Origin of the sequence: Bradyrhizobium frederickii (assembly GCF_004570865.1) — a bacterium.
GTDB lineage: Bacteria > Pseudomonadota > Alphaproteobacteria > Rhizobiales > Xanthobacteraceae > Bradyrhizobium > Bradyrhizobium frederickii.
In genome coordinates this window covers 206578-219966 of record NZ_SPQS01000012.1, presented here as the reverse complement: position 1 = coordinate 219966, position 13389 = coordinate 206578, and the positions used below count along the sequence as shown (strand labels likewise).

The 13389-nt window shown below is 65.2% G+C and carries 11 protein-coding genes; 8 read left to right on the top strand and 3 right to left on the bottom strand.

Features of this window, described 5'->3' with window-relative positions:
• Positions 1-649 precede the first annotated feature (649 nt).
• Genes E4K64_RS22295 through E4K64_RS22280 form a run of 4 tightly spaced genes read left to right on the top strand, consistent with a single transcriptional unit; the run spans position 650 to position 8182 of the window.
• On the top strand, positions 650-3670 hold the full coding sequence (locus tag E4K64_RS22295; RefSeq protein ID WP_283812332.1) for an ATP-binding protein: 3021 nt from the start codon (positions 650-652) through the stop codon (positions 3668-3670).
• The gene (locus E4K64_RS22290; RefSeq protein WP_135165436.1) at positions 3667-4953 is read left to right on the top strand and encodes a cytochrome P450; all 1287 of its coding nucleotides are present in this window, start codon (positions 3667-3669) and stop codon (positions 4951-4953) included. The genes E4K64_RS22295 and E4K64_RS22290 overlap by 4 nt, the downstream gene beginning before the upstream one ends.
• A gap of 20 nt (positions 4954-4973) precedes the next feature.
• The gene (locus tag E4K64_RS22285) at positions 4974-6785 is read left to right on the top strand and encodes a hypothetical protein (protein WP_135165435.1); all 1812 of its coding nucleotides are present in this window, start codon (positions 4974-4976) and stop codon (positions 6783-6785) included.
• Positions 6782-8182 (top strand): Dyp-type peroxidase, encoded by a 1401-nt coding sequence (locus tag E4K64_RS22280; protein ID WP_235884744.1) that lies wholly within the window; start codon positions 6782-6784, stop codon positions 8180-8182. Before E4K64_RS22285 ends, E4K64_RS22280 begins: the two co-directional genes overlap by 4 nt.
• A 58-nt stretch (positions 8183-8240) precedes the next feature.
• Here E4K64_RS22280 and E4K64_RS22275 read toward each other — a convergent pair whose 3' ends face one another.
• From E4K64_RS22275 to hemB, 3 genes are all read right to left on the bottom strand, one after another.
• Positions 8241-9017 (bottom strand): arginyltransferase, encoded by a 777-nt coding sequence (locus tag E4K64_RS22275; protein WP_126258524.1) that lies wholly within the window; start codon positions 9015-9017, stop codon positions 8241-8243.
• A 120-nt stretch (positions 9018-9137) separates the two neighbouring features.
• Positions 9138-9680 (bottom strand): RDD family protein, encoded by a 543-nt coding sequence (locus E4K64_RS22270; RefSeq protein ID WP_167772184.1) that lies wholly within the window; start codon positions 9678-9680, stop codon positions 9138-9140.
• Between the two features lie 245 nt (positions 9681-9925).
• Positions 9926-10987, bottom strand: a complete 1062-nt coding sequence (hemB, locus tag E4K64_RS22265; protein ID WP_135165433.1) for a porphobilinogen synthase — start codon at positions 10985-10987, stop codon at positions 9926-9928.
• Between the two features lie 125 nt (positions 10988-11112).
• On the opposite strand from hemB, the gene E4K64_RS22260 reads away from it, so the two are divergent.
• From E4K64_RS22260 to E4K64_RS22245, 4 genes are all read left to right on the top strand, one after another.
• Positions 11113-11598, top strand: a complete 486-nt coding sequence (locus tag E4K64_RS22260) for a DUF6163 family protein (RefSeq protein WP_126258521.1) — start codon at positions 11113-11115, stop codon at positions 11596-11598.
• Between the two features lie 511 nt (positions 11599-12109).
• On the top strand, positions 12110-12628 hold the full coding sequence (ldtR, locus tag E4K64_RS22255) for a transcriptional regulator LdtR (RefSeq protein ID WP_018320040.1): 519 nt from the start codon (positions 12110-12112) through the stop codon (positions 12626-12628).
• A 201-nt stretch (positions 12629-12829) separates the two neighbouring features.
• Entirely contained in the window at positions 12830-13066 is a 237-nt protein-coding gene (locus E4K64_RS22250) for a hypothetical protein (RefSeq protein WP_135165453.1), read from the top strand.
• Between the two features lie 37 nt (positions 13067-13103).
• Positions 13104-13325, top strand: coding sequence for a hypothetical protein (locus E4K64_RS22245; RefSeq protein ID WP_135165432.1), 222 nt, complete (start codon positions 13104-13106; stop codon positions 13323-13325).
• Positions 13326-13389 lie beyond the last annotated feature (64 nt).

The following is a 13389-nucleotide window of genomic DNA, read 5'->3' as shown; positions in this document are numbered from 1 at the left end:
CAGGGACTGCCTGCTCCTTTGGAGCGGAGGCCCTGCAACGAGTTGGCTCCCGCGCGAGCCCGGCCGTCCCCTTGTGCGCGCATTCCGCTGGGCCCTCCCGAGTTCCGCGCCGTCGGGCGGCTTTCGCCGCGAACCCGCGAACTACGGCTTTTCAATTGGTGCGAAGAGGTTATACTACCTTCAATTGCTAGTGGCCGCAGATTGCTCATGGGCCCTGTTATGACATTGCGTTTTTCAGGATTGATTTTTCTCCCGGCGGGATAATCGGCGGTCCCGCGCCGGAGTCAGTGCGCCGCATTTTCTCCGGTTACGTCTATGGGTTGTGCGCGACGTCGGCGCGCGGAGCCAATGGTGAGGCCATTGGTTCGATGGACTGATTTTGACTGCGCGGGTTCACGTCCGGGGAAGGGACGATGATCAGGCCAGAAAGCGTTGATTGCTGCGTTGAAATCATTGATGAGTGTGTACTGCCGTGACCAAGTGTCCCGCATGTTCGGCCCGTGTGTCTCGCGAGCACCGCTTCTGTGCTCAATGCGGCGCTCGCCTCGATCGTGCCGTGGAGCAGCCCGCCGCTCCAACGGTTGCCAGTACACTTGACCGCGAGGCGCGGGTCGTTCCGCTGCACGATTACACCGCGGTTCGGTCACAGATGCTGACTGAAAACAAGCAGGTCAGCGTTCTCTTCGTCGACGTATGTGACTCGACATCCCTGCTCCAGCACGCCGACCCCGAGGAATCCCGCAACTATCTCGGCAAGGCGCTGAACCATTTGGCCGAGGCGGTCGGGACCTATGGCGGCACGGTGAGCCAGTTGCTCGGCGACGGGCTCGTCGCCTTGTTCGGCGCGCCCGTGGCGCAGGAGGATCACGCGCTGCGGGCGTGCCTTGCCGCCCTCAAGATGCAGCGAGCAACCATTCCCGGCCACGCGGTTCAGGGCGTGGCCAGCCCGATGCTGCGCGTCGGCATCAATTCGGGCGAAGTCCTGGTCGGCGTCGTCGGGCAATACGGCTGGTCGCACTACGGAGCGGACGGCAAGACGATTCACCTTGCATCGCGGCTCGAAAAGATGGCTCCGCCCGGCGGCATTCTGATCAGTGCCGCGACGCAGCGCCTCGTCGCGCAGCAGATCGACACGCGGCCGGTCGGGATGCGCTCGGTCCGAGGGCTGGACGGTCCGGTCGAACTCCATGAGGTCGTGGTCGCGACCGAAAGCTCGGCGGCGGCGCCGCTGACGCGCAAGCAGCGCTGGGCGCCCCTGGTCGGCCGCGAGGATTCCCTGCGGATGCTGGCCGGGGATCTCGACATCGTTCGAACCGGCGCGATGCGAACGATCGGGCTGTGCGGCGATGCCGGAATCGGCAAGTCCCGCTTGATCGCCGACTGGATCGCCGCGCTTGCAAGTCAGGGCATCGACGTCTGCCTTTCGCAGGCGAGAGGTTATGCGAGCGCGCGCGCCTACAGCACCGCCGCGGACCTGATCGCGAGCCTGGCCCGGTTGCCGCAAACAGGCGGGACGGATGCGCAATCCGTTGGGCGGACCCTGGTCGCCGAATGGGCCCCCGAGGGCGCCGCACATCTGGCGGCGATCAATGACCTGTTGGATCTTGCGGCGCCGGATCAGGCCTGGCTGGCGCTGAACCCGGTGCAGCGGCGACGTCGCATCGGCGAGGCATTGCTGTGGCTCGTGCGCAGACGCGCCCAGGCGGGCCCGTTCGTGCTCGTGCTCGAGGACGTTTTCCTGGCCGACCGCGAGAGCCGGCGGCTGTTCGAGGCCCTGCTTCCAAAGCTTAAGGGACTGCCGATCCTCGTCTGCGTCAGCTATCGACCCGATTTCGACCATCAGTGGCGCGAGGCACCGTGGTTTGCAGAGCGGATGATCGAGCCTCTCCGCGACGGCGAGATGCTCAGGCTCGCGCGCGCCCTGCTGGGGGATGAACTGTCCGTGCTCGGCATCATGAGCGAATTGGTCGCGCGCGCCGACGGCAATCCCTTCTTCCTGGAGCAGTTGGTCATTACGCTGATCGACGACGGATCACTCGAGGGAACGCCGGGTGCCTACCGGCTGCAGCGGCCGCCCGGAGAGCTGCGCGTGCCGGGCTCCATCGCCGCGGTGATCAGTGCGCGCGTCGACAGGCTGCCCGAAGCCGCCAAATCCGCGCTCGAAGCCGCGGCGATCCTTGGCGACCCCATCACGCGCGAACTGATCGCGGCGATGCAGGCCGTGGACCTGGGGCGTGCCGAAGAATTGCTGGGTCTGTGCGTTGCATCCGGGTTGTTGGCGGGGCCGGATCAGGCGCGCGGTTCGCTCGAGCAGCACGCGTTCGCGTTTCGCCACGCATTGGTGCGCGACGTCGTGCTCGCCGCTCTCACGCGCGCGCGGCTGAAGGCGCTGCACCGGCAGGCCTTCCTGGCGTTGCATGCGCGGCCAGGGGCCGCTGAGGCGGATATCGCGCCGGCGCTGGCGCACCATGCCTTCAAAGGGGAGGAATGGGAGCAGGCGGCGAGATTCACCGTCAAGTCGATGGCCCGTGCCATCTCGCGCTCGGCCAATCAGGAAGCCCTTCAATCGTTCGAGAAAGGACTTCAGGCCGCCCGCCGTGTCGATGACGCCTCGATTGCGCTGACGCTCGAACTCGCGCTTCGGCTGGAGGCGATCGGGGCGATGCTGGCGCTCGGTCAGATCGACGACATCTTCAGCAATATGGAGCGTGCGGAAGCCATCGCGGTGCAGCTGAACGACCAGCGCGCACGAGCGGCGGTGTCGACCGAGACGGCGGTGTTCCTGTGGATGCGCGGACGCTTCGAGCAGGGTCTGCGGTATGCCTCACAGGGTCTGGAGGCCGCTCGCCTGGCGCAGCGCCGCCACATGATGATGGCGGCGCATCAGACCCGCCTGATGCACCTCCACGCTCTCGGCCGATATGCAGAGGCCGCCGTCGAAGGCCAGGTTCTGCTCTCCGACTACGGGCCGGAGCTGTCGGCGCATGTCGTCCAACCCGGATGGGCCGCCATTCCCATCGTCAATCTGTATGCGTTTCATGCCAGCACGCTCTGGCGACTGGGAGACAGTGCAACCGCCCACGCATTCTGTGCCAAGGCCTACGAGATCTTGTCGAACATCAATCATCCCTATTCCCGGCTGCTGATCGACACCGTCCAGTCGCAGATATGGATCGAGGGCATGGAGCTCGATCCTGCCGAGACCTTGATGCGCGCGGGCGTGCAGCAATGCGTGACGCATAACGTCCCGACCATGCTTTCGGTTTGCACGGGCGTTCTCGGCAGCGCGCTTGCGCGCAACGGCAAGGCCGCCGAGGCGGCGACGATGCTGGAGAAGGGATTCGCCGATCGCATCTACGAGGCGGCCGGACCCTACGGCAGGACGTTCATGCGGGTGAGCCTGGGCGTCGCCTATCGCAAGCTCGGTCGGCTCGACGATGCGATCGCGGTCGGCCGCAAGGCCGTCGAGGAGACCGCCGAAGAATACGGCCACCAGACCGAAGCGCTGTACGAGCTGGCGGAAACCTTGCGGCAGGCGGGCGATCTGGCAGGCGCCGAAGCGAATTTCAAGCGAGCCGCCGAGGCGGCGGACCGTCTGGGCATGCCCCACTATCGCAGGCAGGCCGCCGCGGTGCTCGCAGACGGGCGGAAGGACGGGTATGCAGCATGAAACTCTCGACCTATGAACCCGACGCGTTGCCGCCGGGAGTACGCCGTCTCTCCTATGGCCTGTTCTGCTGGCTCAACCGCCACACCACCGTCTTGCGCGCATTCGGCGCACTGCTTCGACACTGGCCTTCGGTCGGAGGCCGGCTCGGCTTGGCGGCGCGCGCCAGTGCCGTCAGGGACGTGCTGACGCGTACGCGCAGCTTCTCCAACACGGCGCATGCCGCCAACATGGTTTCTGGCGACTATCTCATCGGGATGGATCCCGGCCCGACCTATTCGGCCGACCGGGATCTGGTCCATGCGCGGCTGGCGGCGCTGGACGTTCCCGCCGATTCCGATGCCGAGGCGCAGCAACGGATCAAGGCTCTGAGCGGGCGCGGGGTGGGCGCATTCGACCTGATCGACGACTACCTGATGTGGGTCGTATTCCACGCCATGCGGCCGCTGTTCGGCGCGGCCACGGGTGCGGTGGTGGCGGGGTCGGCGACCGCTTCCGCGCAAGGCGATGTCGACGAAGGCTTGCAGCGACAATACATGCTCGAAATCCGCTATGTCGCAGGACAACTCCTGGCTGGCAGCCTGGCGACACTCGATCTTCGGCGACGGGCGGAAGCCTGCGGGGATGCGCTGCAGGCGCGGATCGATCGCGTGAGCGGCCCGATCGGCGCCGCCTGGGGCGTCAAGAGCGCCTCCGAGGATATTGAACGGAACGCGGTCGGCCTTGCCTGGATCTCGCATCCTGTCACCGTTCAGTCGGGGGCCCTTATCGTTCAGGAGCTGCTGGGACGCGCGAAGGTCTACGAGGAGCTGCGATCGAAGGCCGGCAGGCTCGGCGAGCCCGGCGTCTGGACCGATCCCGAGTTCCGCAAGATCGTGCGCAACCACGTGCTCGAGCTGATGCGTTTCCGGCCGATCTTTCCGCTGCTGGCGCGCGATGTGCCGCGTGACACGGAAATGAAGACCGGCGCGCGATACAACGCCGGATGTCCTGGCGGCGGCAAGGTCTCGCTGCTGTCGATTGCAGCGCTGTTCGATCCCAGCGCCGTTCCCCAGAGCGGTCGCTTCTGCCCGGACCGCGATTGGGGCAAGAACGATGCCTTGCGGTATCTCATGTTCGGATATGGCACCCGCCAATGCCCCGCGCGGGATCACGCGGTGGAGATCCTGACCAGCGCGCTGATCGGCCTGCTCACCTTGCCGCGGCTGCAACTGGCGCGCGGTGAAGGCAAGGCCATCGCCTATGACGGGCCGCTGATGCTGCGCATGCGCATGCGTACCACCTGAGTGAGCGGGAGAACACGGCCATGCTCGAGATCGTCCGGCAGCAGATGATCTGCATCGTTGCGCCAGGCTGGGGCGGCGGCGCGGAAATTCCAAAGCAGCTTCACGATGCATTGGATGCCCTGCTGGAGGACGTCGCGGTGGTGCACTTCGCCTCGATCGGGCTGCTGCCGGCCTTGGCCGGTGCCCCGAACCAGCAGCCGGTGCTCGTGCTCGAGCTTGCGGTGGAGGAGGGGTTGCGCCCTTACGATCTTCTATACCGCCTCGTCTACCATCCCGACGGCGCGATGTGGACGCTGTTCGGCGCCATGGTCGCTCCCCATGTCGCCGTGCCCACAGCCAAGGACAAGGAGCAATTGCTGAACCAGCTGATGAGCTGGCACAGCATCGCCGCCGGCGGCTTCGTCGGCGCGCGCGACCGCTCGGTCCGGCAGATCAAGATGGAGAGCGACCTGCTGGATCAGACGCGCATCGAAGCGCGAAAGCTGAAGCCGAAATACAGCAACGACCGCACCGCATTCGCCCTGGCGCTGGCGCGGTGGGCCTACGCCAATCCCCGTTTCGAGTGGGCGGTCAAACCCGCGCCGCGATCCTATTGGCGCGGGAAGGGGGCGAGCATCGGTGCGAAGCTCGCTTATCCCGTGGCGGCGATCGTGCTGTGGTTCGTCGTGCTCGGGATCGTCTGGGCGCTTCCGCGGGCCTATAACTGGTTCTTCGGCGAACCGGGGCATGTGGGGCGGGCCATCGAAGACGCCGTCACCAAGACGAGCGAATGCCTGCTGACGATGAGCTGGCACGGGCTGCTGGCGTTCGCGCTGATCGCATTCCTGGTCTGGCTGTTCCTGGTGCCGCTGCCCGCTCAATTCGTGTCCTGGAGGCGCTGGCTGAACAGCGTCCAGCAGGAGCTCGATCGGCCGACCCAGACGCTCTCGTCGCTGGCCACCTATGCGGGTGGCTGGCTGATCGGTGTGCCGCTGCTGCTGGCCGTCGCCGCGTGCGCCCTTGCCTACACGGTGGCGCCGCTGGCCTACGCGGTTGCGCCGGACTATATGATTAATGTCGTCGAACCGAAGCTGCCAAAGCTGACGGGATTGCAGATCGTTGGGATCGCCGTCGTCGCGATCGCCGCGGTGCTTTGCATCGGTGCGCTGTTTTACCGGCTCAACCGCCGGTTCAAGAAGCTGAGTGAGCAGTTCTTTCATCCGCTCGAGGACGACGTTCCGCGCGCCCAGCAGATCCATCCGTCGATCGAGCGATGCGAGGCCGATCTGGTCGATGGAACCCAGCATATGTTCAGCCTCACGGAGCTGCGCGGTCCGCCATGGTGGAGCGCGTGGTGCATCCGGGCGGCGCTGCGCATCGTGACGTTTGCCGGACGCGTGTTCTTCACGCAAGGCTGGCTCGGCAACGCGCCGGGCATCCATTTCGGGCATTGGCACATTATCGACAACGGTCGCCGCTTTCTGTTCTGCTCGAACTACGACGGCAATTTCGGCGGCTATCTCGACGACTTCATCAACGGCGCGGCCGTCGGCACCACGCTGGCCTGGCGGTGGACCGAGCTGCGTCCACGCGCTCCGGCGCTGCCCGAACAGCCCGGCATCGCAAAGCCGCGTAGCTTTCCGCCGACGCGCTTCGTGGTGTTTCGCGGCGTGAAGTGCGAGCTGAGATTCAAGTCCTATGCGCGCGACAGCATGCTGCCGCATCTCTACCATTTCGACGCCTGCAACCGGACAGTCGACCAGATCAATCTCGCCACGGGGCTGCGCGACGCCTTGTTCGGCGAGCGCAACGAGAAGAACGACGATCTGATCATGAGGGTCATCGAGACATGAGGCACGCTCCAAGTCTCTCCGAACAAAGCCACGACATCCAGGGCATGTTGAAGAGCGGTTTCGGCTCGCTCACCACCAGCCGTTTCAGGCTGCTGACGATCCTCGATGAGAGGCTCGCGAAGGCATGGCTGGCGCAGCTGCTCGACACCGGCCTGGTCGCCAGCGCAGAACAGGTTGGCAAGCCGAAGCAGGAGAAGCAGCAGAAGGAGCCTCTCGATGCCGTCGTCGCGATCGGCTTCACCTATTCGGGGCTGACGAAGCTGGGCTGCCGGGAAACCAGCGAACATCCGTTTCCGACGCCGTTCCGCAGCGGCATGGGCAGCGAATTGCGCGCCAAGCTGTTGCGGGATGAATACCGGCAGTGGACCTGGACCGATCGCGAAGGCCCCGGCGGCGGCGAGGTGGTGCACATCCTGCTGGCGGAATGGAAGGCGCGCGGCGTAGCTTCGCGGCTGCCCGCGATCGATCCGCACGTCTTCTCCGTTATCGAGGTGGGGGAGGATTCCGACTTCTTCGACGGGGATGGCAAGCTGCGTGAGCCGTTCGGGTTTCGCGATGGGCTCGCCCAGCCGGTGATCCGGGGCCTCAGGGACCAGGATGGCGAGAGCTTGAAGCAGGCGCGAGAGGGCGCTCGCGATCTCTATGACGACCGGGTCGTGGAGCCGGGCGAATTCATCCTGGGCTATCGTAACGAGTACGACGAGCTGACCTTTTGCCCGAACGTGGAGGGATGGACCAGTGCCAGCGGGCGGTTCACCCTGAACGGAAGCTACCTTGCGGTACGTCAATTCGAGCAGGATGTGGCCGCCTTCGAGGCGTTCGAGGCCGCGAATGCGGACTTCGCGGCGGCGAACGGCGTCTCGGCCGGCGAGAAGCTGATGGGGCGCCGGAAGAACGGGCTGCCGTTGTCGTGGAAAGGCGATCCGGCCGTGCCTGTGTCGGATTCGGCGGCCGATGCATTCCGCTATCGCGTCGAGGACGCCGACGGTTTCATGTGTCCCAAGGGCGCTCATGTGCGCCGCTCCAATCCCCGGGACTCACTTGGTATCGACGTGCAATCGAGCATCAAGTCGTCCAAGCTGCACCGGTTGCTGCGGCGTGGGCGGCCCTATCGCGAGAAGTCGGGCCGCCAAGGTATTTTCTTCATCGCCTGCAATGCGGATCTCGAGCGGCAGTTCGAGTTCATCCACCAGCGCTGGCTGCAGAACCGGAGATTTGGAGCGCTCGAGAGCCAGGACGACCCGATCGTGGGGTCGCAGCAATGCCCGAAGGCCTTCACCATTCCCGACCAGCCGAGCGGCGGCGAAGTTTCGCTGCAGCACTTCACGCAGACGCTCGGCGGGGGTTACTTCTTTCTGCCGGGGATCACAGCGCTGAACTTCATCGCACGCGCTTGAGGTTGTTGTTTGCGGGTGACCTTTGCGGAAGCCGCTTCGCGCTCTTCCGGATCGCGCCTCAATCCTGCGGCTCGGACGCCGCATCGCCCTGCGCGTCGATGCGCAGCCAGCCGGAGGGCGCGAGGCGCTGCTGCGGCAGGAAGCGGGCCTTGTAGTCCATCTTCTTGGAGCCCTCGATCCAGTAGCCGAGATAGACGTAAGGCAGCCCCTGCCGGCGGGCGCGGGCGATGTGGTCGAGGATCATGAAGGTGCCCATCGAGCGGCTGACCTGGCTCGGCTCGAAGAACGAATAGACCATCGACAGGCCGTCGCTGAGCACGTCGGTGAGGGCGACGGCGATCAGCTCCTCGCCGCGGCCGGTGACACCGCTGTCGGGGCCGCGCTTGCGGTATTCGATGATGCGGGTCTCGACATGGCTGTCCTCGACCATCATGGCGTAGTCGAGCACGGTCATGTCGGCCATGCCGCCGTGGCGGTGGCGGGCGTCGAGATAGGCCCGGAACACGGAATATTGCTCGGAGGTGGGCACCGCGCTGCGCTGCTCGCCGATGATGTCGGCGTTGCGCGCCATCACCTTGCGGAAGTTGCGCGAGGGCCGGAACTCGTTGGCGACGACCCGGACCGAGACGCAGGCGCGGCACTGGTCGCAGGCCGGCCGGTAGGCGATCGACTGGCTGCGGCGGAAGCCGCCATGGGTCAGCAGGTCGTTGAGGTCGCCGGCCCGGTCCCCAACCAGATGCGTGAACACCTTGCGCTCATGCCGCCCCGGCAAATACGGGCAGGGGGAGGGCGCCGTAAGGTAAAATTGGGGGGTGTCGCGCGAGTGCTGGGTCAAGGGACGTCGTGGGCCTCCGAAGTGAATGTCAGCATCGCGCTACGCAAGCCCCTGGTCAATCGGTCTGCTCGGCGGGTCGGATCAGACAGCTTTAGTCGCTCCTGGTTGATAGGTTCTTGCTCACCAGCCTCTGGCGCCCTGTGGCACCGGTGCGCGGACGGAATTGTTGATCACGACCGTTCCCAGCACGAAATCGTGCAGCAGCCGCCGGCGGCCGTTGAACAGGCCGACCAGCACCACGAAGGGCGTCAGGAACGAGACCGTCACCCAGAACAGCACGGCATGGGTGGCGCCGAGCACGAAATAGCCTGGCGCGCCGTACCAGGTGCGCAGCTCCAGATCCATCAGGCGCATGCCGATGGTCGCCGACGAGGGACCGCCGATGCAGGCGCCGTAATAGACGATGGCCCAGATGACCGAGGCGGGCCAGGCCAGCCAGAACAGCGCCCAGCCGATGCCGAGCGTAACCACCCCGAACAACGCGATGAAGATGTAGCCGAGGATCACCGGCACGGAGATCACGACCATGTCGATCAGGAAGGCGAACACCCGCCGCGTCGCAACGCCCCGGAACAGCTCCGGCTGCAGATAGGGGTCGTAGGCGTGCGGCTGCACCCCGCCGTTATTGCGCCAGGCGCCTGAATTGCCCGAGTCGTACGACATCGTCCGTCCTCCCAAGGGGAAAACCCCGTGGCAAGACATGGGAACAGGCCATGCCCGTGCCAAGGGCGCGGACATTAACAAGCCGAAATATTCCGGCGATTCGGGGGCGGGAGGCTGCCGCGCACGCAGCTGCCGTAGGGTGGGCAAAGGCGCGTAGCGCCGTGCCCACCATTCTCTCGATTTCGATAAAGGTGGTGGGCACGCTTTCGCTTTGCCCACCCTACAGCACCTTTTCCTACGGCACCTTATCCTTGGGCGCGCAGCTTCTCCGCCGCCTTCGGCGCGAAGTAGCTCAGCACGCCGTCGGCGCCGGCGCGCTTGAAGGCGAGCAGGCTCTCCATCATCGCGCGATCGCCGTCGAGCCAGCCGTTGTTCGCGGCGGCCGCGATCATCGCGTATTCGCCCGAGACCTGGTAGGCGAAGGTCGGCATCGCGAAGGTGTCCTTCACGCGGCGAACCACGTCGAGATAGGGCATGCCCGGCTTCACCATCACCATGTCGGCGCCCTCGGTGATGTCGAGCTCGACCTCGCGCAGCGCCTCGTCGCTGTTGGCGCTGTCCATCTGATAGGTGCGCTTGTCGCCGGTGAGCGTCTTGGCCGAGCCGATGGCGTCGCGGAACGGGCCGTAGAAGGCCGAGGCGTATTTGGCTGCATAGGCCATGATCTGCACGTCGAGCAGGCCGGAGCGATCCAGCCCCTCGCGGATCGCGGCGACGCGGCCGTCCATCATGTCCGAGGGCGCGATGATGTCGCAGCCGGCTTCGGCCTGCACCAGGGCCTGGCGCACCAGCACGGCGACCGTCTCGTCGTTCAGGATCTTGCCGTCGGAAATCAGGCCGTCATGGCCGTGGCTGGTGAACGGATCGAGCGCGACGTCGCAGAGCAGGCCGATCTCCGGAAACTCCTTTTTGATCGCGCGCACGGCCTGGCAGACCAGGTTGTTCGGGTTGGTCGCCTCAGAGCCTTCCTCGTCGCGCAAGGACGGCTCGGTGTAGGGAAACAGCGCGATGCAGGGAATGGTGAGCTTCATGGCGCGCTCGGCCTCGCGCACGGCCTGGTCGACACTGAGGCGCTCGACGCCGGGCATCGAGGCGACCTGCTCGCGCTTGTTGTTGCCGTCGATCAGGAACAGCGGCCAGATCAGATCGTCGGTGGTGAGCACGTTCTCCCGCACCATGCGCCGGGCCCATTCGGCCTTGCGGTTGCGGCGCGGCCGGACGGTCAGATCGAGGGCATGGGGCACCGCGGTGCCCTCGTGGCGCGAGACCTCGCGCAATTCGATCGGACGTCCGTATTTGATCGCCATCACTCTTCCTCCGGCTGGAATTATTCTTATACCAGCTCGCACGGTTCCCGTCACCGCGGCTTGACCTGCCGCAAGGGATGGGTAGCCGATTGATTTTGCGGGCCGAAGCAGCCAGAAGGGGGACCATGTCCGAGATCTCCACCCGCGATGCGGCCCGCGACAGCGCCAGGGACAATAACAGAGACAACGCGATCTCCGTCGCTGCGATCTCGTCGGAGCGGGCCGAGTCCGACGACAATGTCTGGACGCGCCGCCTGGTGCTGTTCCTGCGGGTGATGGCGCTGCTCTCGATCCTGAAAGGTCTCTATCACTGGGCGCAGGTGACGGGCTTTGTCGGCGGCGAGGACGAGGCGTTCGAGAACCAGTCGATGGCCTGGCAGGCCGCGACCGTCTACTTTGCCGTGATCGAGCTCGTCGCCGCCGTCGGCCTGTGGCTGGCAACGCCGTGGGGCGCCGTGGTGTGGCTGACCACCGTGGTGTCGATGGCGGTGATCGAGCTGATGTTTCCGGGCATCTACGGCGGCAGCCTGGTCGTCGTCGGCGTCGAAGCCTTCATGCTCGCCGCCTATCTCGCGCTTGCCTGGATGGCCGCGCGCGAACGGCCGCCGTAGCGCTCCTTCGATACATCGATGCTCTCGTGCCCCGGACGAAGCGCAGCGCGCCGCACTTGCGGCGTGGTGCGCTGCAGAGCCGGGGCCCATCCTTCCAACATCTCGTTCGTCGCTGCCGGGTCCCGGCTCTGCGCTTCGCTCGTCCGGGACACGAGAGCGGAGTTGTGCGCGTTTGGTTGACCGCTGGTTGCTTAAAATTTGAAGTAAGTTTTCGTTGACCAGCCGGTTCCGCCACAGCTGTTACGCGCCCGTTTCGAAACCAGGCGGGCCTGTTCTGGAATGCGACAACAGGGGCGGACGGAGGGTGAACAGGACCTTGCGAAGGTCAACAGAGCCTTTCGAAAAGTGCTTGTGGCACAGGCTTAATCCGCAATTCACTGTCTTAAATTCATGATCTCTTTATTCTCTTATTTAAGCCGATCTTCAAACGAGCCCCTTAAGTTGCACCTATCAGGCGGGACACAAGTTTCGTCGAATAAGTGTCGACAAAAACGACAACAGGGGAAGTGTCATGATGAAAGCCGTCGCAACTGCGGCAGATACCGCAGAGCGCGTCTCCGGCCAGCAGGGTTCGGTGCAGTCGCTCTATCTGGAAGCTTTGACTCTGGTGGAGCGGCTGCATCGCCGGCTCCTCGACGTGATCAAGGACGAATTCGATCGCCGCGGCCGCGCGGACATCAACTCGGTGCAGGCGCTCCTGCTCTATAACATCGGCGACAAGGAGCTGACCGCGGGCGAGCTGCGCACGCGCGGTTACTATCTCGGCTCCAACGTCTCCTACAATCTGAAGAAGCTGGTCGAGCTCGGCTTCCTCGATCATCAGCGCTCGCGCGTCGATCGCCGCTCGGTGCGCATCCGCCTGACCCCGCAGGGCCAGGAAGTCCGCCGCATCGTCGATGCGCTCTACCAGAAGCACGTCAAGACGGTGGAGCAGGTCGGCGGCATCTCGGGCGAGGAGTTCTCGACCCTCAACAAGTCGCTGCATCGCCTCGAGCGGTTCTGGACCGACCAGATCCTCTATCGCCTCTGAGTTTTCCGAAGGGACCAAGGTCAAGCCGGCCCGCAACAAGACCGGCAAGCCTGCCCGAACGTGCCTGACTTCCCCAAACGCGCCGGCCCGGAATTGCCCCGGGCCGGTGCGTTTCCTTTTTTGCGCTGCAAAAAAAATCGCGGCTGCGCGGAACAAGTTCCGGGCCCAGGGCTTATCTCCCTCGGGATCGGAGACATGTCGATGCTGGTCGAGCGCGGGCTTCAGGCGATGAACGTGGAACTCGTGAGCGAGGCCTACGCCATCGCCGCGAACTACCTTCGCCGCTCCGGCACGATCCCGGATACGCTCGTCACCAACGAACGCCTGCTCGGGATCATCATCAAGCTGCTCCAGCAGGGCGAATTCAACAGGATCAGGCTCGCCAACAAGGCCATCGCCCAATTCCAGGCGCAGTCCGGGGCCCGCGCGGTTGCCTGATCAACAATCTCAAACCATCGACCAACCAGAGGGTGCCATGGAAGCCGCCATCGACCGCATCATGCAGACCTATGACCTGCTCGCCAACCGCACCGCCGCGGCCAGCGAGGAGGCGCGCATGAAGGTGACCAACTACCTGACCACGTTGATGGAAGCCGGCGAGAAGGACCCCCACAGGTTGACGGTGTGCGGCCTCACCTATCTGCGCCAGCTCGACGGCAGCGTGGACCCGGTCAAGGCGGGATATACGGGGCTGTGACGCGACTTCTGCCGGAGCCCGCGGCTTCGGGCTGACCAGCTAAGGCCCGAAGCGGCCCCATTCC

Coding starts and splice junctions, on each gene's coding strand:
- E4K64_RS22295 (WP_283812332.1), top strand. CDS start 650: ATGCTGACTGAAAACAAGCAGGTCAGCGTTCTCTTCGTCGACGTATGT.
- E4K64_RS22290 (WP_135165436.1), top strand. CDS start 3,667: ATGAAACTCTCGACCTATGAACCCGACGCGTTGCCGCCGGGAGTACGC.
- E4K64_RS22285 (WP_135165435.1), top strand. CDS start 4,974: ATGCTCGAGATCGTCCGGCAGCAGATGATCTGCATCGTTGCGCCAGGC.
- E4K64_RS22280 (WP_235884744.1), top strand. CDS start 6,782: ATGAGGCACGCTCCAAGTCTCTCCGAACAAAGCCACGACATCCAGGGC.
- E4K64_RS22270 (WP_167772184.1), bottom strand. CDS start 9,680: ATGTCGTACGACTCGGGCAATTCAGGCGCCTGGCGCAATAACGGCGGG.
- hemB (WP_135165433.1), bottom strand. CDS start 10,987: ATGGCGATCAAATACGGACGTCCGATCGAATTGCGCGAGGTCTCGCGC.
- E4K64_RS22260 (WP_126258521.1), top strand. CDS start 11,113: ATGTCCGAGATCTCCACCCGCGATGCGGCCCGCGACAGCGCCAGGGAC.
- ldtR (WP_018320040.1), top strand. CDS start 12,110: ATGATGAAAGCCGTCGCAACTGCGGCAGATACCGCAGAGCGCGTCTCC.
- E4K64_RS22250 (WP_135165453.1), top strand. CDS start 12,830: ATGCTGGTCGAGCGCGGGCTTCAGGCGATGAACGTGGAACTCGTGAGC.
- E4K64_RS22245 (WP_135165432.1), top strand. CDS start 13,104: ATGGAAGCCGCCATCGACCGCATCATGCAGACCTATGACCTGCTCGCC.